Source organism: Tessaracoccus zhenghani, assembly GCF_054552775.1.
Window position 1 is genome coordinate 1917996 of sequence record NZ_CM137275.1, and the last position, 22372, is coordinate 1940367.

Here is a 22372-nt window from a genome sequence, read left to right on the forward strand (position 1 = left end):
GACATGGCGACCCATAAAAGTGAACAGTTTCCTGGATTTTCTGGATGCATTGTCTGACAATCGTTAGATAGCGAGGGAACGAGGGGCGCATGAGCGCGGTAGATGTGGCACGTGAGGGCCTGTGTCGGATGATCTCCAAGGGCGAGCTGAGCCCGGGCGATCCCCTGCCCAGCGAGCAGGAGCTGTGCGACCGTTTCGGCGTGTCCCGCAGCTCGGTGCGGGAGGCGCAGAAGATGCTCGTGGTAGCCGGTGTGCTGACGGCCAAGCCCGGGGCCGGCGCCTCGGTGTCGGCCATGAGCGCCCGCGACATCATGGCGGGTCTGGAGATGGTCGTGCCGCTGCTGCCGCTGGACCGCTACCTTGAGCTTTTCGAGCTGCGAGAGGTGCTCGAGGGCCACATCGCGGCCAAGGCTGCGGCGAAGCGGAGCGACGAGCAGGCCGACCGCCTGCTCGCCCTGGCTCTTCAGCTCGCCGACACGGAACCGTCGTTGGAGGCGCAGCAGGTCGACTCCGAGTTCCATGAACTCATCGGCGAGTGCGCCGGCGACGAGCTCATCGGCGCGATCCTGTCCGTCATGCGCCAGCGCGGCCGTCACTACCGCATCCTCGAGGCCAAGGACGTCGGGCCCGCACTCAAGGCGCTCAGCGACGACGAGCACGTGGAGCTGGCCCAAGCCATCAAAGACCGCGACCCCTCCGTCGCCCGGCTGCTCGCGATGAGCCACGTCCGCACCACGCGCAAGTGGCTGGAGGGCGCCCGCCCGGCACCCCAGGTCGACGAGGTGGGCTCCGACTAGCGGTTGACCTCGCAGGCCACGGCGCAGGGAAGGTCGCGCCCCGTCGGGAGCGTGATGGTGTTCTCCTCGATGGCAAGGGTCTCTCCTGATGCGAGGTCCGTGGCGCCCGTGACAGCCCACGGGAGTTCGACGGCGGCCGGGCCCTCCGTCGTGGCCAACAGGTAGACGTGGCCGTCGCGCTCGACGGCGTAGGCGCCGTCGGGGAGCGGCAGGAAGAGCGGCGTCGTGTCGTAGATGGCGTCGCCGCAGGATCCGAGCCAGTCGCCGATCTCCTCGAGCCGCTGGGCCTGGATCTCGGGGATGGTGCCGTCGGCTCTGGGCCCGACGTTGAGCAGCAGGTTTCCGCCGAGGCCCACCGTGCGCACGAGGAGATCCAGCAACTCGGCGGCCGTCGCGTAGTCGGTGAGGGTCTCGGCGCGGTTGTAGCCGTAAGACTTGCCGATGCCGCGGCTCTCCTCCCACGGGTGGACGGCGCCGTAGGCCTCGACGTCGTTGTATTCGGTGGAGTAGTAGTCGCCGTGGGTGCCGGGCATCCCGACGTGCATGCGGTCATTGACCACGACGTCGTCGCGGTTGGGCGCCTCCGTGTAGAGCCAGGTGAGCAGTTCGCGCGAGCGCGTGTAGTCCTCGCCGAGGTCCCATTCGCCGCCGTCGGTGAAGATCACCGACGGCTGGTAGCGCTCGTTGAGCTCCTTCCACTGCGGGTGGAGGATCTCCTCTGGGTAGCGGGCGGGGTCCATGCCGAACCGCTGGACGTCGCGCTCCGGGATGAAGTAGCCGCCGTCGCAGCGGTGGCTGGGGTGGGTCTCCCACTCGGGCATCGAGTAGTAGAGGCCCATCTTCATGCCCTCGGCGCGGACGGCGCCGGTGAGGTCGCCGACGAGGTCGCGGCGCGGGCCCACCTCGCCCGCGTTCCACCCTCGCTTGTGCGGGTTGTCGGTGGGCCACAGGCAGAAGCCCTCGTGGTGCTTGGACGTGAGGACGACGTAGCGGGCCCCGGCGCGCTTGAAGAGGGCGGCCCAGGCGGCGGGGTCGAAGTCTGCGGCGGTGAAGTCGTTGGCGAAGTCGCGGTACACATGGTCTGCGCCGTAGGTGCGGGCGTGGTAGTCGCCGTCCTGGTTGCGGAACGGCCCGTACACGGAGGCGTAGTACCACTCGGCGTAGCCGCCGAACAGATCGTCGGAGAGGGTGCGCCAGGCGGGTACCGAGAAGATGCCCCAATGGATGAAGATCCCGAACTTGGCCTGTTGGTACCAGGTGGGGATCGGCCGGGCGTCTAGTTCGGCCCAGGTCTGTGGCGTACCCATGCTGTGCTCCTCGTTGTGCTGCAGCGTCGAGGAGGACGATACCTGCAGCCAGCACGGCACCTTTGACCACCCCTTACACACCGGGCTCAGCGGTCAGGCACTGTGGGCCAACCTGTCGTGTGATGCTCCCGACGGGCCCTGATCCAGCTGATGCGTGTTCAGGGCCCGTCGGGAAAGTGGGACAATACCTACTTCCCCACTCCGGAAGCAGCAGCCACTCGCACCAGCTTGCCCCGGTCGGAGCCGCTCAGTCCGCCGAGGCTATCGAGCACCTGATTCACGTGCATGACGAAGTGCCCGTGAGTGGGGTACTCGCCGTGCTCGTCGATGAGCTCATCCAGACATCCGTCGGGGGTCTCGGTGTTCACCACTCCCGTGTCGACGCCCCCGATGATCACGGTTGGCCGCAGGACCGAGCAGCTGACCTCTGCACCCACGGTGAACGTCGCGGTCCAGGCCTGGCCATCAGGACCATCGAGCTGGACCTCACCCTGCCAAGGACCGGCCCCCATGTACGTGTGACTGCCGAGGACCTCGTAGAGCGAGTTCCCCAGCTTTCCCGCAGCCACACTTCCAGCAAGCTCACCCGCCGACGACGTGCCGTCGCCCCAGTCGATCGACGCGCTGAGTTGCCCAATGGGGATGGTGGGTGTGGCGAAGGTCGCCATCGCCCCACTCACCACGCCGTCGGCACCCAGTGGATGGACAGTGCCCGCAAGCCGGTGCTGCCACGCGACATCGGGATCAGGCCAGAAGTTGGTGCCCGCGAACTGCCACCGAGCCCCTTGCACGGCGAGTCGTTCGAGGAAGGAACGCGAATCCGTCGTCAGTTCCCTCGGCGACCACGCGAGGTCAAGCACCGCCGCCAGCCTGGGGAACACCTTGTGCTGGACATCGACGATCCCGCCGCTGTTGTTCTCACCCCACGCCGGGCCCTCAATGCCGATGATGTTCTCCTCCTTGAGGCCCCAGTCAGACAAGGGCGCGAGGCGATAGTCGTCCACCACCGTGTACGGGTCCCAATCGTGCGTGCTCAAGGAGTCGAACTGGGGGTACGGGTAATCGAGGTAGACCTCCGCGGTGGGCGAAAGGATGACGTCGTTGGCGTTGTCGAACCACTCCGGCTCCATCTCGAAGCTCTGGTCGCGCCAGTACTGGTGGATCGAATCCGGCTCCAGCCCCGCCATCGGCACCGGTGTCCAACCGACCATCCGCAGATCGTGGGATCTGACGATTCCCTCGACCAGCTTGATGAACTGGATGTAGGGCTCGCCCGAGATGGACTCGTCGCCACCGATGTGGAACATGTCGCTGTTGGTGAGCGGTGCGATCTCGCCGATCACGTCGTCGATGAACTCGGCGACGATCGGCGCCGTGGGGCACAGGGTGCCCGAGGAGCCGCAGGCCAGTTCCGGGTAGGCCGCAATGGCGGCTGACGAGTGGCCCGGTACGTCGATCTCTGGTGTCACGACGATATGCCGCTGATCGGCGTACTCCACGATCTGCTGGAACTGCTCCTTCGTGTAGAAGCCGGAGCGCCCACCCGGCATCGACATCGGTCCGCCGACCTCGGTCAGTCGCGGCCACGAATCGATTTCGATGCGCCAGCCTTGGTCATCGCTGAGGTGCATGTGGAGACGGTTGCCCTTCATCGCGGCAAGTTCATCGATCACATCAAGGACTCCCTGCACTTCGATGAAGTTGCGAGCCGGGTCGAGCATCACACCGCGGTGACCGAAGCGGGGGTAGTCGACGATCTCCACCGCGTCGATGAGCCATGGCCCAGGGCGCACGGTGGCTCCGACGATCTCTGCCGGCAGTAGCTGCAGCAGCGTCCGCCCAGCATTGAAGAGGCCATGACCGGTCGCGGCTCCAATCCGCACTCCGGCGGCCGAGGCGGACATGGTGTAGCCCTCCTGGGCGGCGAGATCGGATCCTGTCGGGGCCTCCTCATCTCCCAAGACCAGCGTGATGTCGTGGCGACCCGTTTCTGCTGCCACGACGGGCAGGGGGAAGCCTGTTGCGGGCCGGAGTGCTTGAGCCAACAGCTCCGCCTCAACCGCAGCGTTCCCACTGGCGACGATGCGCGATTCCTGCGCCAGCTCAAAGGGAGCACCCTCGCCTTCTGTCAGTGACACCGGCGCAGGCACGACGACGCCGCCCGGCGCAGGAGGCGGCAGCGGCGCCTCAGGACCGGACCAGATCTCGAAGTCCCACAGGGAGTACCCGTACTGAGTCGCCGTTGCGACGCCTTGCATGCGGACGAACGACACGGGCTCGACCACACCGAGGACGTACTCCGTCACGCCGATGATCGGGGTGCTCTTGACCTCACGCACGGTCGTCCAGTTTTCGCCGTCGTTCGACACCTGCAGGGCGAACTGGCTGGGGCGGGCGAACTCCCAGTTCAGGACAACGCTCCAGACAGGTGACGGTTCGGCCAGTTGGACCTGGATCCAGTCGCTGCTGGGATCGTGATCGCTGGCCGGGGGTTCGATGATGCCGTCGCGCGGGTAGTCGGAGCCCCAGCGGGAGGACGAGTTGCCATCGATGGCCAGCCGGGCGGCGCGCTGTTCCGGAAGCCCCGTGTAGACGGAGGCTGCCTCCGCAATTCCGGTGCGGGCCACGTCGACGCCGTACTCCCAGTCATCGGGATCAGGTTCAGGGATGACTGACCCGGGCGAGTCCCAGATCTCGAACGACCACAGGGAGAGCCCCCAGGGACTGCTCAGCACGAGGGTCTGGACACGGACGAACAAGACCGGGTCCGTGATGGTCATCTCATGCACGTTCACGCCAACAGCGGGGTTGCTGACTTCTTGGACATTCGTCCAGGATTGGCCATCGCTCGACGTCTGGATCACATAGCGGTCTGGACGTGCTGTTTCCCAGTCGAGGACGACCCTGCCCACGGGCGACGGCGAGGCGAGCTCAATCTGGACCCAGTCGTTCGACGGGTCGTAGCCGATGTCCGGGTACTCGGGAAGGCCGTGGGCGTAGTTGGAGCCCCATCGCGTGGCCAGGTCGCCGTCGTTGACGTGCTCGACGACGAAGCGCGGGTCAGGGAACTCGGAGGCAGCCGTCGGGGTGCCTGTGCGGGCCACGTCGACGGGCTCGGCGGCCGAGGCTCCGCCGGACTGCGGGATCAGAAGGAGGAGGGCTGCGGTAGAGGCCACGATGCCTCGCCATCCGCGCCTGAAGTTTCGCGATTTCACGGTTTCTCCTGTCATAGGAACCGGACGGTGTGTCCCCGGACAGTAACTCTGGGAATGGGCACTACTCCGACGCTCCTCCAATCGCTCACTCTTATTGATCGCTTTGAGTTGGGCGTCCTCGATGACCTGCACGTCGCAGAACTGCAAGCGCCTCCCCCGTCCTACTCGGACCCCCTCGTCGTCTTGTCAGCGACGCCCCTTAGAGTCACTTCGATCGCAGACTTCGAAAAGGGGAATCATGGGGCTGCTTCGCAACATTCTTGGGCTGGTATCGGGATCGTCGAAGGAGATGGCATGCGAGACGAGGCCACCTTTTGCTTCCGCCCGGCTCTTCGGCCCTCCGCCGGCGGAGCGCTTTGTGGTGGTGGATGTGGAGACATCCGGCCTGTCGCCGCAGAGGCACCGCGTCGTCGAGTTGGCCATGGTGACGGTGGCTCCGAACGGGGCCGTGGTCGACGAGTTTGTCACCCGCTTCAACCCGGAGGGGCCAGTGGGCCCAACACACATTCATGGCATCCGTCAGCATGAAGTGGCCTCCGCTCCGTTCTTCCGTGATGTGGCGCCCACCGTTGCCCAGCGCCTGGCTGGCGCCGCAGTGGTCGCGCACAACGCGTCATTCGATCTGGCCTTCCTCCGCGAGGAGTACCACAGGGCCGGCTGGTCCATGCCCGCCGTCGAAGCCTTCTGCACCCTGGAGGCGTCGCACTATTACCTTCCGCATCTGCACCGACGGACTCTCTCCGATTGCTGCCAGCACACGGGGGTGCAGCTGGCCAACGCACACTCGGCGTTGGGCGACGCCCGCGCTGCGGCCGGTCTGCTCCGCTGCTACCTCAACCCACAACTGGCGCCCTCGCCGCGCCCCGAAGATCTGGCCATCATCCGCCGCGCCTACCAGGTGCGCTGGCCGGCTGGCCCCACGCAACCGCCCATTCCCTACGTTGCGCCTACCGATGACGCGCCGCGCTGGATGAAGCTCCCACCCAAGCCGAAGTCCGCAGCGTTGGCCCAGTTGGTCTCGACGTTCTCGTTGGAGCGAGCACTGGAGCAGGGCGCCCAGCCGTCGACCATCGCGTACCTCGAGAAGCTTGCTGAAGTGTTGGACGACGGTGTGCTGACGGCGGAGGAGGAGTCGGATCTCGCCGACCTCGCCGAGGCGTTCGGCTTCGACGACGACACCATCGCCGCAGCCAACCGGGCCTTCATGCTGGCCTTGGCGCACGAGGCGCTGCACGACGGCAGGGTGTCCCAGGCCGAGCGAGCCGAGTTGAAGAAGCTCGCTTCCATCCTCGACGTTGGAGAGAAGCTGATCCCTGGTCTCCTCAAGAAGGCCGAGCAGAGCCGGATCGAGCTGCTCAGCGAAGGTCTGGCGCCCCTCCCCGATTGGTGGTCGCTGGGGGCACCGCTATGCGTGGGTGACCGGGTGGTCTTCACGGGCTGCGACGATGAGGAGCGCACGATCCTCGAGGAACTCTGCGAAAAGGCCGGGGTGCTGGTGATGAGCGGGGTGAACAAGAAGACGGCGATGTTGGTGACCGACGGCTCCATGCTCGGCCAGAAGTTGGCATCAGCTCAGGAGCTAGGCATGAGGATCGTCTCGCCGTCGGACTTCCGCACGCTCCTGCGGCATATCCAGCCAATCGGCGCCTGACGGTCAACCAGCCGCGATGATGGAGAGATGACCGACATCACACGGGTCTGGCGTCGCATTGAAGCGCATGCGGGCGAGGTCTTCATGACGATCACGGGCCTGGAATTCACCTACCGCGTTCCGGGCCAGTATCTCCGCGTTACGCGTGACGGGAAAGAGATCAACCGTGGTCTGTCACGCACCAACTTCGCCAAGGCGCTGGAGAGGATGCCGACGCCGCGCCCGAGCGACATCAAGGATCGCCAAGGCTCGGCTTACACGTGGGCGATCCTCATGGACGCCCGCGTCCGTCTACAAGACTGGTAAGCGCAACGATCGTGCTAGCGAAGGATCCAAGGCGTGCTGATCGACACAACGTTCAACTTCCTCGATGACACGCCTGCGGGAAAAGACGCAGACTCCCCCGGGGCCTGACGTCGTGATCGGTCTGGAAAGTGAGTCACACCGATGACAACGGAGGCGCTCGGCGCCGGAGGGATCTATCTGAATCTGCATGAATTACTGGATCGCCTGAAACTGTCGGGTCTATCCATCACACTGGTGCGCGTAGCTAGCGCGAGAGCAGCACGAGAGCAGTAGGGGGATGCGCGATGCGAGATATCGCGGCCAGCGACACCGTGGAGTTGCTGCAGCACTTACACGAGACGCTCGCCGTCCACTTTGGCAATCTTCGCGACTCCCGTTATCAACTCGGCATCAGCGCGCCAGTCTTCGCACTTGAGCACGATTTGTCTCACGACGACCTTGCGCTTCTCAAGGAGGCGGTACGTGAGGCAATTCGGCGTTGCCACCTCGCCCACTACCAGGCTTCCTGGTTGCCGTTCGTTGTATACGCCGCTGAGATGGGCTATGGATATGCGGGCGAGGAGTACTGGACCACGTTTTCGTCGCTGACGCCTCGTTGGACGAGCAACGAGCGTTCAACAATACGAGATTGGTTCATGCGGTTTCATCAGCAGTTCCGTGGCGCCCGTCCGGCTGGAGCATGGGCGAACCAATTCACGATCATCGCCTGGCCCATAACCCATGCCGTTCTGCCTACCTATCTTCAGCGGCACCTAGCGCACCTGCTGTTTGAGTTCCGTGGCGCACTCACCTCCGACCTGCTCGACGATCCGGAGGGTCTCGGCACGCGGTTGGCTCGTCGCGCGTCGGGTTACCCCGAGCGCTTCCGAGTCTTTTGCCAGAACACGGCGTTGGTCGGCCAGGTTGCCGTCGCACTCCTCTCCGGTGATCGCGAACCGACCCCGTACCTGTCTCCCTCTACGCTTGCGCGCATCGTGGAGAGCCTTTCCCAGGAGTCACGGACTCGCCACTGGCTCAAGTCCGCCCGAGGCTCAGCGCGTCTGGTGCGTGGATTCCGATCAGGAGATCGATCACCGGCTGCTGGAGAGCCTTCAAAGGGCCTGCCCCGCGCGACCGACCCCCGGCTCTTCTTGAGGTACGTGAACGGCTGGGCTGCCTTCGCAGAACTACCTGACCTTTCTGCGCTCGTGCCCTCCGGAGATGAAATCCACACCCAGCTTCGGATGTCTCGAGCCACTGTGGACGGAGGGGGACGACCGATCCCGCCGAGTGGATTGCTCTACCCGGGACAAGAGGTGCGCCTCGCCCGCTGGCCCCGCCCCGATGAGCCATTCCTCCAGCTAGAGCGCGGCGACGCTGGAACTAACGCCTTCTTGGCGGCCCTGTGCGCCATCACGAAGGGACCGTGGTGGCTGTTTCGATGTCACACCCCAGGTCTCGCGGTCGAGGTCAGGGGCAAGTTCGTCCGACCGGGACACCACTACGTTCTGATCGGCTCAGAAAGTGCGGTCGCCCCGAGAGTGCCTTGGTGCGAGGAAGCTCACCTCGAGGTTTCCGGTGTCAAGGCGTACGAATTCCTCGTCCCGCCGCAACTCTGCGACGACGAGGAGGCTGCCCTCCTTGCTGCTGGAATCTCGGTTGTCTCGCATGTGGGGATTCGGCCAGTGGGCCTGGTCGCCAGTTCATGGGACGGTGAGGGCGAGGTCGAGTGGCTGGCGGGAGAGCCCGCAATGCTAGGAGTCCGTTCCGACCTTGTTCCGAACCGTGCTCGAGTTGTTGTCGGCGGGTCGCCGTACGTCTTCGACTGGGCTCCAGGGGAGGCTGAACTTCTATTCACGCTTGAGGGCCTGTCTGTGGGGAGCCACCAACTAGATGTGACGCTCCTGGACGAGGCTGACCGCTCGCTGGCCTCTGGCACCCTCGTCGCCACTATCCGCGACCCTCGGGTTCGACCCGAAGGGGGCGCTGCAGGTGAGGGCATACGTCTGCTCGCCACCCCCAACCGCCCGACAATGGCAGAGTTGTGGGACCAGCGGGCAGTGGTTACGGTCGACGGGCCCCTTGGCGCTGAGGTTGAACTCAACGTGAACCTGCTGAGTGGCGATAACGAACCTCTCGCTGGACTCCGCCGCACCGTTCGCCTGCCAGTGGAAGAGGCCGACTGGCGCTTGGCCGCCAAGTCGATCCGCACCGATGCGCGGTTTACTGGCGCCTACGACGGTGCCGAATCCTGCGTTGTCACTGTGGTTCGCGACGGCATCGGCTTCGCCACCCTGACCTGTGAACGAGGATTCCAGCCGCTTAGGTGGCGCTTCACTCGGAATCACGACGGCCAGGTTTTAGCCGCTCTTGTGGACCGAACGGACGGAGGAGCCACCAGCCTTGAATTCTATGACGTTGAGGCGCCTCTGACGGCTGTCCGTAAGGATCCGGCCGAGGTGTTGATCGTGCCCCCGCGCGGCGGACTGAGCATCGCTACAACTGGCGACGAAGTCGCTGCCGCCATCTTACCGACCGACCCCAACGCCCTGATTCGCTTGCCCCCGGCACGACCAATCGTCACGGCGAGAATGCGAACATCCCGGGAAGTTCTCCGGCTGGTGGAAGGTCACCAGCGCTGGATCAGTGCCGAACTCCCAGCCGACGCGTTCGCTGCCTACCAGATTCAGACCGTCAGCGACGCCATCACGCGAGCCATCGGGACTCTCATTGGCGGGAATGAATGGGCGGCGATCGAGCGGAAGCTCACTAGCGCCCGGGACCATTGTGACCACCTCGAGGGGATGGTGGACGCAGTCGGCTCCTCAAGAGAGCACAGGTCGTTTGCCTCGGCCGTTGCTCGAAACCTCTACAAGTGGCTGAAGCCCGAGCAACTACTTGTCGGATTCCATGACGTCATCGGCCCACACCTCGCGGGATATGGGTTCGAGGGGCGGCCATCGGTGCCGCGTTTTCTCTTGACGTTGGCTGGGCGCCCCGGTTACGTCACCGAGTGGGAATCGAGCGAGGCAGTCCTCATCCTCGACCGAGTGTTCAAGGCGCCGGTGCTGTACCGAGCAGCAAGGTTCGCGGTCCTCGGCACGCGGGCACTCAACGACGCCGAAGACGCGGAGTGGAGCTTCTGATGAAAGTCACCACTTTGACCGCAGACTCAGCATCCCGCCTCGCAGTCGAGACGCTAGGGCTGGATCCGGACGCCGTTGGCCTGCCGTCCGCTGAGTGTGTCGCGGCTTCACTGCGGCGGGCAGCGTCGTTTATGTGCCCGACCAGCCCTAGCAGGCTTGTCGACGCCGTGCTAGGTGCTCTGCGGCCCATCCACCCGAACGACCTGCGGAGAGACGAGGTCGTCGATGTGCTCGATCAATTGATTGCATCGGGAGACCTCCTGGAGTTGCGCCTAGAGCGGGATCGATCGACACGGTTGTTGTACTTGGCGCCGCCGTCCTTCATCGAGCGAGCGCCGGGCTCCTATCTTCTCTTGGGCGCGCGCCCCTTCGGCGCACCCATTATCAGCGACGAGTTGGCGGCAGCCATCGAGTACGAGGGGCACACCCGCGTGCTGACGCTCGACGCCGCCGACTGCGAGACCGACCTGCGCTCACATGGACTGCAACCGGTGCCCAGAGAGCGATGGGTGGCGAGCCCCAGCGCTGAGCCTCCCACGGATCTGGTCGAACGGCACCGAGCCCGCCTAACCCTCGCTCCCGAAGCAGGTGAGCTCAGCGGCCTCCAACTGCTCGACCCTGCCGCGAAGGTTGGCTACTACCGAGGACGTTGGCGTAGTCCCGCCGCAACCGACACGGGTGACTATGTCGCGCGTCGGCCGCAGTCCTACGGCGCTGATCTGTGGTGTCTGGTCCGATTCGAGGCTGGGCAGCCGATACGCCTCATGGAGTTCCCTTTGACCGATCCGTGGCTACCCGGCCGCGATGAGGCGTGGCGCTACCAAGCGGCAGTCGACGCGATGAGGGGCACACCGCAACAGTTCCGCATCAGGCCGGGCGCCCGAGAAGACGCCATCCTCGACTTCTTTTCGCCGCTCCCTGGATTCGCTGAGCGCTACGTGCAACTCGCCGGGCTCACACTCGGCAAGACCCCAGGCGCCCTATTCTCGTTCCGGCTGCTACCTAGGGCAGGAGACGACGTGACGAAGTTCCTGAATAACATGCTTTGGATGACCTATAAGGAGGAGAGCAGTGACGACTCAAACGCCAACCATCGCGGAGACGATCGATGAGATCCAGGCCGCCCTGCGCGACTACATCGAGGCGACCTACCACGTGGGTCACCCGATGGTCATTGAGCAGCGCCGCCAACTCCTGACTTCGGAAGGCGTGCTGTTCAGGGCCCCGTACATCGAGAGCACTCCGCGCTACCAGACGAACCGACGGTTCGGTGAACTCGATGTCGACCCACAGATCCACGCCTTGTTCGGGATGCTCACCCAGAAGATGGGAGATCTCGACCGACTGCTTTACGACCCGCCTTACACCCACCAGGCCGAGGCACTGGAGTGGACCTCTCGGGACGGCAAGAGCCTGGCCATCACAACAGGTACCGGTTCCGGAAAAACCGAGTCGTTCTTGCTCCCCATGCTCGCCAAGCTGGCGACGGAGGCGGCACACCGACCGACGTCGTTCACCGCTCCGGCCGTCCGAACCCTGATCCTCTACCCGATGAACGCACTGGTGAACGACCAACTCGGTCGCCTCCGTCTGCTCCTTGGTGACCCACGCGTCACGACGCGATTCAACGCATGGGCCGGACGTCCGGCGCGGTTCGCTCGCTACACCAGCCGCACGCTCTACCCGGGCGTCCGGACCGTCAAGAAGGACCAGCAGCGGCTCGGCTCGATCGAGGATTTCTACCTGCTCCTGATCGGCCAGGCTGCCGACCCGAGCGCGCCGGGGCACGTGCAGGCGAAGGCCCTCAAGGCGAAGCTGGAGCAGCGCGGCAAGTGGCCCGCCAAGCCCGATCTAAAGAAGTGGTTCGGGCCAAAGGGTTCGCGCTGGAAGGACCCCAAGACCGATGAGTTCATCCGCGCCGTCATGCAGCCCAATGACCCAGAACTGCTGACGAGGCACGAGGTGCTGGCAGCGCCACCGGACGTGCTCATCACCAACTACTCGATGCTGGAGTACATGCTTATGCGGCCGCTGGAGCGGCCGGTCTTCGACCACACCCGTCAGTGGCTGGCCGACAACCCCGAAGAGAAGTTCCTCCTGGTGGTCGACGAGGCGCACCTCTATCGGGGGGCGGCTGGTGCCGAGGTGGCACTCCTGCTGCGCCGGCTGCGTTCGCGGCTCGGCATCACACCGGACCGTCTGCAGGTCATCACCACCAGCGCCTCTTTCACGACCCCGGAGTACGCGCGCGGCTTTGCCGCCCAGCTGACCGGGAAGGACCCCGACGACTTCCGCACCGTAACGAGCCAGTGGGCCCTTCGCGGCGGTGCTGCTGCGGGGTCGCAATCCGATGCCTCCTTGCTCGCGGGAGTCCCGCTGGAGGACTTCTACGCGGGCGACTCTGACGCGGAGCGCACGGCTGCCGTCACTGGTCTGCTCAATGAGCGCGGTGTCACCGACCAAGACCGAGGGATCGGCGTGCTGCTGGACGAAGCGCTGAACTCGTACGGCCCGATGAATCTGCTCGTCAACGAGACGATGCAGAAGGCACAACCGGTCAGTGAGTTGGGGCAGGTAGTCTTCCCGGGTGTCGATGCGGAGCAGGCGGACAAGGCCGTGACCACGCTGGTTGCGCTCGGCAGCGCAGCCCGAAAGACACCCGATGAGGCTGGCCTGCTCCCGTGCCGCGTGCATGCCTTCTTCCGGGGTCTTCCCGGGCTGTGGGCCTGTATCGATCCCGAGTGCGACGCGTTCGACCGCAGCGAGCTGCCACCTGGCCTCGGCCCCATCGGCAAGCTCTACGCCCAGCCCCAGGCAACCTGTGACTGCGGTGCTCGGGTGTTCGAATTCTACACGTGCCGTCACTGCGGGTCGGCCTACGCGCGGGCGTACACCGACAACCTGCAGGACCCGGACTTCTTGTGGCATGAGCCAGGCGGTGCGTTCCACACCACGAGTGGTTCGATCCCCGAACTGTTCCCGCTGGACCTCCTCCTTGAGGAGCCCTCCGCGGGCCAGGTGGACGTGGCCGAGATCGATCTCGTCACTGGTCGGCTCCGGACCGACCACCCGCCAACGCGCAGCCGCGTCGTGTTCCTCCCGAAGCTCCGGGCGGGCGAAACCGTTACCAGCGACGATGGTGACGACACCGACGATCAGGCCGAGGCCAACGGCGAATTCAAGCCGTGCGGCGTCTGCGGCCAGATGGCAGGCTTCGGACGTTCCTCCGTTCAGGACCACCAAACCAAGGGAGATCAACCGTTCCAGGCGCTGGTGAGCCGGCAGATCGAGGTCCAGCCGCCGAGCGCTCCCTACTCGGATTTCGCCCCGCTTCGGGGTCGCAAAGTGCTGGCGTTCTCCGACTCGCGCCAGGTCGCCGCTCGTCTCGCGCCCAACCTGCAGGCATATTCGATGCGCGACGTGATTCGCCCGCTCATCCTCAAGGGCTGGACCGACCTTGCCGCTCAGCCAGGTATCGACGCACGGCTCAGTCTGGAGCGCCTCTACCTGGCGGTCATGGTTGGCGCCAAGCAACTCAAGGTGCGACTGCGCCCTGAGCTGCGACAGGCCGAGTCCCTTCACGTCGTGCGCGACGTAGGCGAGGCTGTTGATAAGGGAGCTCTGACGGGCGATGGCGACGCCATGATCGACCTGCTCACCCTGACTGCCCAGCCGCCTCAGGCCTTGCTGCGCGCCATGTACGCCACGCTGACGGACAAGTATTACGGCCTGACGTCGCTCGGCCTGGCATCGCTGCGCGAGAAGGCAAGCCTGACAGACGAACTTCTCGCCAATCTGCCGGTCATTCCGGGCGTGGCTTCCACACACGATGAGCGGCTGGCGCTCCTTCGTCTGTGGCTGGCGCAGTGGGCCACCCCGGCACGCGGCATCTGGTTCACGGGGATGACCCAAGAATGGTGGCGGCAGAAGGGCGGCGTCAAGCCGCACTCAGGCAAGTTCCAGACGGTCGAGCGGTGGCTGGGCACCCCGGCTGCTAAGAAGGTCTTCAAGGACTCGTGGCTGCCGACGATCCTGCCGAAGTTCTGCGCGATGCAGGGCACCAAGTACCGGTTGCTAGCGGGCAATGTCTCGCTGGATATCGGAGGACTGTGGGGCTACTGCGAGCGATGCAGATTCACGCAGCGCCCGTTCCCTGGATCCCCCAAGTGCTTGAGCTGTGGCGCCGATAAGGTGCGCACACTCGATCCCGAGACGGACGAGGTCTTCCAGGCGCGCAAGGGCTACTACCGGAAGAGCGCTGAGCGCGCCCTGAAGGCCCCCGACAAGCCGGTCATGAGCATCATCGCGGCCGAGCACACGGCACAGCTCAACGCGGCGCAGTCCGACGCGGTCTTCTCCCGAGCGGAGGAGTACGAGCTTCTGTTCCAGGACGTCAACGTCGAATTGCCTCGGCCGGGCGAACAGGAGCGAGCGGCCATCGATGTGCTCTCATGCACGACCACAATGGAGGTCGGTATCGACATCGGCAGCCTGTCCGGTGTCGCGCTCCGCAACATGCCGCCGTCGCGAGCCAACTACCAGCAGCGAGCTGGTCGGGCCGGACGTCGTGGCAACGCGGTCGCTACCGTCGTGGCGTTCGGCAGTGCCGATACCCACGATGACCACTACTTCCGCAATCCAGATCTCATGATTCGCGGCGAGGTGGACGACCCGATCCTGACATTGGACAACAACGAGATCGCCCGTCGTCATGTCATCGCATACCTGCTCCAGCGCTACAACCAGGCGCGGCTACCGCAGATCGACCCCGAAGACCAGCCGCAGCTGTTCGAGGTGCTCGGCACGGTGCGGAGCTTCGTCGGCACGACCTCGCCGCTCAACCGCGCCGACTTCGAGGAGTGGCTGACCCAGAATGAGTCTGATCTCACCCGGGATGTGGACTCTTGGCTGCCCTCGGAGCTCAAGCCGGAGGATCGCCAAAGGACCCTCGAGGAGATGGTCAGCAAGGCCCTCAGCGAGATCGACAAGGCCCTGGACCTAGAGCCTGACGGCAAGCTCCCGGAACCGGAGGAAGGCGACGCCGCTCCTGCTGACGAGCAAGTGGAGGAGGGCGATTCAGGCGAGGACGGCGCGGAGCTTCCTAGCGAGCCGCGCAGTCAGACAAACCTTCTCGATCGCCTGCTCTACAAGGGCGTACTGCCGCGATACGCCTTCCCGACGGATGTCGTCGCCTTCCACGTCTTCGATCGCGACAAGTCTGAGCCGTTCCACACCGAGTTCCGGTACGCCCCGAGCCAGGGGCTTTCCATCGCGCTCAGCCAATATGCGCCTGGCAAGGCCGTCTGGATCGACAACAAGGAGTGGACCTGCGGGGCGATCTACGCTCCGATGCACAAGGAACGATTCCAGGCATGGCGCGGCAAGTGGCTCTACTTCGAGTGCCAGGTCTGCCACTACGCCAAGCATTTCCCGTATGACCAGGCAGAGCGCGGTGAGGAGCGTGACTGTCCCGCGTGCGGAACGGTCGACAAGTTCGGCAAGGCGATGAACTGGATGCGCCCGCCTGGCTTCGCTCACCGTGCCAACGACGAGCCCGGCACCAGCCCAGATGATGCCCCCGCAAACAGCTACGCGACGCGCGCCAAGTTGGTAGCGGAAGGTCCCGAGGATGCCGAGGCGTGGGATCACGTCACTGACCGTCTGGAGCAGACCTACCGCCGCGACACACTTCTGGTCACCAACACAGGACCTCGCGGGGAGGGCTACACCTACTGCACCCGGTGCGGTCTCATCGAGCCGACCAAGGGCGCAACCGGTGTCGTGTCTGGAACCCACCCCAAGCCCTACCCGGACGAGCGCGAGCCGGACTGCCAGGGCTCGGCCTCGACGCGCGGACTGGTGCTGGGCACCGACTTCATCTCGGACGTGCTTCTCGTCCGCCTCAAAGTCGAGGCGCCGCTCACTCTGCGCCCGGAATTGCTCTCGACTCAGGTGGCGCTACGGACGATCGCGGAAGCCCTCACGATCGCGGCGACCGGCGAACTCGACGTGGACGCGAGCGAGTTGCAGGCCGAGTATCGGCCAGCGCTGACGCCGGCCGGTAACCATGGACTTGAGGCGGAGATCTACCTCTACGACACGCTGGCAGGTGGCGCGGGCTTCACGCGTCGTGTGCACGGCTATGGACTCTCGATCTTCAAGGAGGCGCTGGAGCGACTGGAGACCTGCCCGGCGGACTGTGATGCCTCCTGCTACCGGTGCCTGCGAAGCTTCCGGAACCGCTTCGAGCACGGGCTGCTGGACCGCAAGGTCGGGGCGGCCCTCCTGCGGTACGTGCTCGACGGCACGATGCCGAGCCTCGACGACGTTCGGGTGAGTCAGTCGATCGACAAGCTGCTCGCGGACCTCGACAGCCGCGATATCAACGGCCTCCAGTTCCTGAAGAACGAACCGGTTGATATCGATGGCCTGGGCACGATCACGGCACCGCTGTTGGCCCGCGGCAAGGGCAAGGATCGCATCTTCTACATCCAGAGCCCGCTCACCCGGGACCTGCCGCCGACTCAGGAACTCTGGGACGCCAAGGAACTCGGCGGCGTCCCCGTGTACCCGATCGATGACATGGTCGTGATGCGCAATCTGCCCGTGGCGAGCCAGCAGGTACTCAAGTGGCTGAGCTGACTGAACCGAGGGTGTACGAGACGGGGGTCGCCTCGAGACGAGCGTTCCTTGCCGGGGCGCCCGCAATGTGGAGCTATTCCTCGCTCAGGGACGTTGAGGGGTGCCCTCGTCGCTACGCACTCTCACGGGCGAACTACCCGGATCTGTGGGAGCAAAATGGGTATCCACGCATGCCCATTCCACCAGCGATCCGCGGCAATGTGGTTCATGGGGCACTGGAAATCATCCTCAAGGCGCTGGTCAAGGCGGGCTACACGTCAACTCGCTCAGCTGAAGCCGTGGCTGTTCTGCGTGAACTCGGCGGCTACACGAAGGTCGCGGAGGAGGTGCTCGCCGATCAACTCGCACAGTTTGACGGAAATCCCCGCCTCAGCAGCGACCGCCGCGAAAAACTCACTCGCGGACTCACGGATTGGATGCCCCAAGCGCGTGAACAGATCCAGACATACCTGAACCGCATGGAACTCCGACCATCGGCTGCATCTCGGGCGGGCACGCCTCAGAGCGACCCGGCCGTGCGATATCCAGCGCAGCCTGGTGATCACCTGGAGAAGGAACTGGTGGCGGGGTCGCTTCGTCTGCAGGGACGAATCGATCTGCTCAGCGTCGATGCCGATGGCGCCCAAATCACCGACTTCAAGACAGGCGTTGTAGACCCAGTTCATCACGACCAACTCCAGCTTTATGCGTTGCTCTGGAGTGAGGACGACATGGTCAACCCCGACGGACTCCCGGTGACGAGGCTGGTCGTGGCGTATCCAAGTCATGACGTCGCGGCAGCAGTGCCGACGGCTGAGGACCTGACCAAGCTTCGTAGTCAGGTGTCGGCCCGGATCGACGCCGCTGATGCTGCCGCCATCGGAGAACCTCCGGCTGCCATCGTTGCCGACCACTGTGGCTTGTGCAGCGTCCGTGGGCTGTGCGATACCTACTGGGCCAGCCGCACTGTGCCGACGGTCGAGGTGGCGGAGGGAGCCTGGTACGACCTGACCGGCACCGTCGTGCGGGAGCACGGCGTCAAGAGCTTCGTTCTCAGAGAGGCCGGTACCAACAGCGAGGTACTGGTACGGACACCAACACCGTCCTACGCCGTCACAATGGACCGCGAGATCCGCATCATCGGCGCCCGGCGGGTGGTGGATGCGGATGAGGAGGACGCGCTCATTGCCGCGGTCGCTAGCGTTTCCGAAGTCCTCGAAATGACCGAGTAGCCGCTACGACTGGCGGATGGCGCTCCGAAGCGGGTTGACCGGCAGCTATTCGTCATCGCCGGGCAGCGGCACCCGCGCCCCATGACGCACGGGCCGCACCAGGCGGTTAGTTCGCATAGACTCCTGCAAGTGTTCCTGCGCCGCGCGCCGCTTGGCCCATCGTTCAAACCACCAAGCAGCTACTTTCTCACCCCGGTCGGCAGGCTCTGGGTCCAGCAAATAGTTCGGCTCCTTGACGATGCCGAGCGAGTAGTCGCGAACGTTTTCGACAAGTGGGACACCGTAGAGGATGCGCTCGCGGCCGTGCTTCAGGAGTTCGTTTGTTGGCCAACCCAGTGCCGCCAGGCCTAGCCGCACCTTGCGCAGGCGCGGGCTTACGCCTTCACCGAACAGGCTGTTGACACGCACCAGTCCACCGCTGTGCTCGCAGAGTCGCACCAGCGCATCGACGGTAGGGTCGGAAAACTGCGACGTGCCGAACGACCGCGAACGACCCAACTCGTAGAAGCCCATGCGCTGATCCTCAGGACCGCCCATCGCTGAGGCGGGCCAGAACAGCCGGTTGTACTGACTGGAGCCTGTGCCATAGAGCGACGTCGTGCCGACGAATGACAACCGCGCCTCCCTGGTGATCGGCCGCCCCGCCATCGCCGAGGCGATCTCGCTGGGACGCGCGTACTTGGCGCGGTAGGCCGCGAGCACCGTCGGAGACACGGCGAGGGCGCCGACCAACTTGCCCGCCGCGAGTACGTTGTACGGCGCGATGGCACCGCAAACCGTTAGGTCCGCGACAACCGTGCCGACCCGCTCCCCTCGAGCACGTCGTGCCAGTCGCCCGATCTGAGTCTTCGCCTTTGAGTCGGCCAGCGCCTTGCGAAGCTCCACGGCGGTGGGCGCCAGACCGAGGTACCCGCCGATCAGTGACTGGATCTCCAGCGTCTCAGCGAGCAATGCGGATCGCTTCGACCGGAACAGGTGCGTCTCGGCCCGTTCCACCCAGGCATCCGTGTTGATGTTGCGGACCTCGCGGATCACAGCCGCGCGGTGGTGCTTGGCGCGGTGCCGTTCAGCATCCGCCTTGAGGCGAGCCACGACATCCGGGTGGGGGTGCTTCAGGTCGCGTGGCTGCAGCACGCCATCGCGCAGCAGGTCATCTTTATAGATCTCGTCACGCTGGGTGGCGATCCGCCTCGCGAGCCACTGAGCGACCTCGTCCGTCGGCTCGGCCTCGATCGCAGCCACGAACTGCTTGGTGTCCCAGCCCATCCAGTTGTCGCGCTCGGCAATCTGGACAACGGGGCTGGAGATGGCCGCCAGCCCGATCACGGCGTGGTACTCGGTCGCCGCATCCCGGATCAGGATGGGCATGGACCGTCCCGGCACCGTCGAGTAGGCGTTGGACCAGGTGTGGCGGAAGTAGCGCCAAATGTCGTGCAGCTTGAAGCCGGTCAGTTCACAGGTGCTGGCGCTGTCGACGATCTGCACGTATGGCTGGATGGTGTCGGCCGCGGGGTTCGCGGCCAACGCGTCGGCGAGTTCGCGGCCGTCACGCATCAGGTTGAAGACCGACACAAGTTCGCCGCCATGCTGGTGACTGCGTTCCATGCTTTGCACGAAGCGGCGAACGCTCGGCTGCCTGAGCTGCGCGTCACGACGCAAGTGCTCCTGCCGCCGGATGCGGGCCTTCTCGGTGTCCCGATCAGGGTGGGTATCGGGCGGGCTCAACAGTGGGACGTACTTGTCGACCTGGACCGTCCATCCCTGGTCAACTAGGTCGATGACCGCGTGCGCGGCAGCAGCCAGCGTCGGCTTGCTGTACAGGTCCGTGAGCCCCGCAGCGGTGAGCCAGAAGGTGTGGTCCAGCGGCTTCTCGGCGTCGGACTGCGCCCGTGACAACAGCGTGCACAGGTTGGAGAAGCCGCGTCGCTCGGTGCCAGTGGCACCCACCGGAAGCGTGAGGGAGACAGACTTGTCGTCGCCGTCGGTCATGACTTCTGCAGCATCCGTCCGTAGTTATTGCTCCAGACCTGGACAAGATCGTGCAGCGGCTGTCCGGCACGCTCCAACTGCACCGCACTTCGAGCGAAAGAGAGCAAGAACAACTCCAGCGAGGTGCGATGTTCGGCTGCAGCCTCGCCCTCGCCAGCTAGCAACGGTTGGTAGAGCGCTGCAAACGCTGGGTGGTCGGCATTCATGGTCAGGACGAGCGTCCGGTCCGCGAGCGCCGAGTGGAACATCGCCTCCATGGGTAGTGCCTCCGACGCCAGCCGATACTGGATCGCGCCACTGCATCCCCCGGACGGAATCACAGGCAGGTCAGGGTCGGCTGCTGCAGCGATTCGGCAGGAGGCCTCGGCGGCTGTCTGGAACTTCACCTCCTCGAAGGCCTGACGCACGCGGGCGTTGAGCATCCGGGCGATCGATTCCAACTCTGGTTCCATGGCCTCGCGGAGCGTCGCCGAGGGCCGGATACCTTGCTTGTTGATCGTGATGCCGAATTGCTCATCAAGGCGCGGGTCGAACTCGATTTCGCACCTCCACCAGTCGTCGTAGTTCTCCTTGCGTTTCCCCCCCATCAGGTACCAGCCACTGGCGATCTCTCGTCCAGCGCGCAGGATCGAGACGCCCCCACTGCCCACGATGCCGAGCCGACGCTTGGTGACGTTGTCGAGGTGGTGCCAGTGCTCGACCGGGAGCACGGTGAATCGGACAGACACCATGGCAGTACCGCCGCCGGCGATCTCCAACTCGTAGTGGAGTTCCTCGAAGGCGAGGCGCGCCGATGCTCCCTCGACCTCGGTGGTCAGCATGGTCGGGTCGACCGCTTCGACCGGCGTGCCGTTGATCGTCAAATGCAAACCAGAGGCAATGAAGCGACGGTACATCCGACCTAGATCACGGTGCAGTGACCGCTCAAGCCAGACCAGACGCCGATACTCTATCCGGTCGCACTGCATCCAGTGGACGCGGCACCCCGACGCGCCAGTGCTACGGGGACCGCGTTGCGCGACGAGCGTAGCATCGGTTCCCCCGGCGATGGCATCCACGTCGAGAGCTACTGTGCGTTCGTATCCGCCATCGCGCCAAGCCGTGACTTCGACGCGACGTGCTTGGCTGAGGCTCGCTGAAGGGAGACCCATTCCAAACCGTCCGAACGATTGGCGTGCGTCGAAGCGGGACGAACCGCCGAAGCGCAGGCAGAGTTCCAAAGTAGTCTTGGACATGCCAACCCCGTTGTCTTCGACCACGATCTCGGGAAGCGCATCTGCGTGTTCACGAGTGATCGAAATTGCCACTTCCGAGGCCGATGCTTGGAGAGAGTTGTCGACCAACTCAGCGAGGCTTGTGGAGATGCTGAGGTATCCAGACTCCCGCACCGCGCGGATGAAGTTGGAGGACACCAGAAGGTTCTCACCTCGGGGCGCGTATCGGCTCATGTTCCTCCTTGGGGCAAACTCCTTGGGTTCAGAGTAGCTCCGCGGAGGGCAGATGTCATCCTTGTGGCACGCCAGGTTTCGCCGCTTCAGAGCGAGAGAGCGGCGCGAGGTGAACTGCAAGGATTCCACGGTGGCTGCTCACTTCATCTGGTCAGGGTTTGCCATGTCTTCGGTGTAACTCATGGTTGCCTTCTTCAGTAGCGACGGCCGGTGGAGAGCCGCCCGTCGAAGTTGATCTCGAACGCGTTGAGGGCGCCCTGCCAGCGCTGTGTCCATCCTGCTCGTCGCGCCGGCGGGTTGTGCGCCACACAGCGAGGTACACACACTTGAGCGCAGCCTGCTCGTCGGGGGAAGTGTCAACGGGCCTTCACAGCCTACGGATCTGCGTTGACCGCCCGGGTCGCGTTCATGGTGCACCCGACCCGGGTGGATCTCGCCGTCGAACTGCAGGACCCGAACGAACTCCGCCCAAGCGTCGCACCACAGCTTCACGATCGCCACGCATCAGGTGCCCCATTCCTCGATGAACTCGAGGAACCGGGTCTCCGCTGCCGAGAACGGTGTCGGAGGTATAGAGCCACACGTCGGCAACGCGACGGCAGGCCTTCCACAGCCTGCGGACACTGCAGACGCGATGGCGGTCCTCTCACGGTTTTACCACTGCAGGGACCGATTTCCGCC

Annotated in this window: 11 protein-coding genes; 7 read left to right on the forward strand and 4 right to left on the reverse strand. The window is 64.8% G+C overall.

The window, feature by feature from the left end; all coding sequences use genetic code 11:
- Positions 1-89: 89 nt before the first annotated feature.
- Positions 90-797: a FadR/GntR family transcriptional regulator gene (locus ACX1DX_RS09195; RefSeq protein WP_459396355.1), complete on the forward strand. Its 708-nt coding sequence runs from the start codon at positions 90-92 to the stop codon at positions 795-797.
- On the opposite strand, the gene ACX1DX_RS09200 is transcribed toward ACX1DX_RS09195, so the two are convergent.
- Both ACX1DX_RS09200 and ACX1DX_RS09205 read right to left on the reverse strand, forming a co-directional pair.
- On the reverse strand, positions 794-2104 hold the full coding sequence (locus ACX1DX_RS09200; RefSeq protein WP_527252157.1) for an alpha-L-fucosidase: 1311 nt from the start codon (positions 2102-2104) through the stop codon (positions 794-796). The genes ACX1DX_RS09195 and ACX1DX_RS09200 overlap by 4 nt on opposite strands.
- Positions 2105-2292: 188 nt before the next feature.
- Positions 2293-5280 carry a family 20 glycosylhydrolase gene (locus tag ACX1DX_RS09205; protein WP_459396357.1) on the reverse strand — a complete coding sequence of 996 codons (2988 nt, stop codon included), beginning with the start codon at positions 5278-5280 and terminating at the stop codon, positions 2293-2295.
- Positions 5281-5677: 397 nt separating this feature from the next.
- On the opposite strand from ACX1DX_RS09205, the gene ACX1DX_RS09210 reads away from it, so the two are divergent.
- The 6 genes from ACX1DX_RS09210 to ACX1DX_RS09235 all read left to right on the forward strand — a co-directional run bounded on the left by ACX1DX_RS09210 (position 5678) and on the right by ACX1DX_RS09235 (position 18254).
- A complete protein-coding gene (locus ACX1DX_RS09210; protein ID WP_459396358.1) occupies positions 5678-6970 on the forward strand; it encodes an exonuclease domain-containing protein in 1293 nt (430 codons plus the stop codon).
- 27 nt (positions 6971-6997) lie between these two features.
- On the forward strand, positions 6998-7276 hold the full coding sequence (locus ACX1DX_RS09215; RefSeq protein ID WP_459396359.1) for a hypothetical protein: 279 nt from the start codon (positions 6998-7000) through the stop codon (positions 7274-7276).
- Positions 7277-7560: 284 nt separating this feature from the next.
- Entirely contained in the window at positions 7561-10401 is a 2841-nt protein-coding gene (locus ACX1DX_RS09220; protein WP_459396360.1) for a hypothetical protein, read from the forward strand.
- The gene (druD, locus tag ACX1DX_RS09225) at positions 10401-11513 is read left to right on the forward strand and encodes a Druantia-type antiviral defence protein DruD (protein WP_459396361.1); all 1113 of its coding nucleotides are present in this window, start codon (positions 10401-10403) and stop codon (positions 11511-11513) included. The genes ACX1DX_RS09220 and druD overlap by 1 nt, the downstream gene beginning before the upstream one ends.
- Positions 11473-17043: a DEAD/DEAH box helicase family protein gene (locus ACX1DX_RS09230; RefSeq protein WP_459396362.1), complete on the forward strand. Its 5571-nt coding sequence runs from the start codon at positions 11473-11475 to the stop codon at positions 17041-17043. Before druD ends, ACX1DX_RS09230 begins: the two co-directional genes overlap by 41 nt.
- A 65-nt stretch (positions 17044-17108) precedes the next feature.
- Entirely contained in the window at positions 17109-18254 is a 1146-nt protein-coding gene (locus ACX1DX_RS09235) for a PD-(D/E)XK nuclease family protein (protein ID WP_459396363.1), read from the forward strand.
- 45 nt (positions 18255-18299) lie between these two features.
- Here the strand turns inward: ACX1DX_RS09235 and ACX1DX_RS09240 are convergent, their stop codons facing one another.
- The gene (locus tag ACX1DX_RS09240; protein ID WP_459396364.1) at positions 18300-20243 is read right to left on the reverse strand and encodes a Druantia anti-phage system protein DruA; all 1944 of its coding nucleotides are present in this window, start codon (positions 20241-20243) and stop codon (positions 18300-18302) included.
- Positions 20240-21691, reverse strand: coding sequence for an ATP-binding protein (locus tag ACX1DX_RS09245; RefSeq protein ID WP_459396365.1), 1452 nt, complete (start codon positions 21689-21691; stop codon positions 20240-20242). Before ACX1DX_RS09245 ends, ACX1DX_RS09240 begins: the two co-directional genes overlap by 4 nt.
- Positions 21692-22372 lie beyond the last annotated feature (681 nt).

Bases quoted from the DNA above. Each gene is read 5' to 3' on its own strand.
- druD (WP_459396361.1), top strand. From the start codon at position 10,401: ATGAAAGTCACCACTTTGACCGCAGACTCAGCATCCCGCCTCGCAGTC.
- ACX1DX_RS09195 (WP_459396355.1), top strand. From the start codon at position 90: ATGAGCGCGGTAGATGTGGCACGTGAGGGCCTGTGTCGGATGATCTCC.
- ACX1DX_RS09200 (WP_527252157.1), bottom strand. From the start codon at position 2,104: ATGGGTACGCCACAGACCTGGGCCGAACTAGACGCCCGGCCGATCCCC.
- ACX1DX_RS09235 (WP_459396363.1), top strand. From the start codon at position 17,109: ATGTGGAGCTATTCCTCGCTCAGGGACGTTGAGGGGTGCCCTCGTCGC.
- ACX1DX_RS09220 (WP_459396360.1), top strand. From the start codon at position 7,561: ATGCGAGATATCGCGGCCAGCGACACCGTGGAGTTGCTGCAGCACTTA.
- ACX1DX_RS09240 (WP_459396364.1), bottom strand. From the start codon at position 20,243: ATGACCGACGGCGACGACAAGTCTGTCTCCCTCACGCTTCCGGTGGGT.
- ACX1DX_RS09215 (WP_459396359.1), top strand. From the start codon at position 6,998: ATGACCGACATCACACGGGTCTGGCGTCGCATTGAAGCGCATGCGGGC.
- ACX1DX_RS09245 (WP_459396365.1), bottom strand. From the start codon at position 21,691: ATGAGCCGATACGCGCCCCGAGGTGAGAACCTTCTGGTGTCCTCCAAC.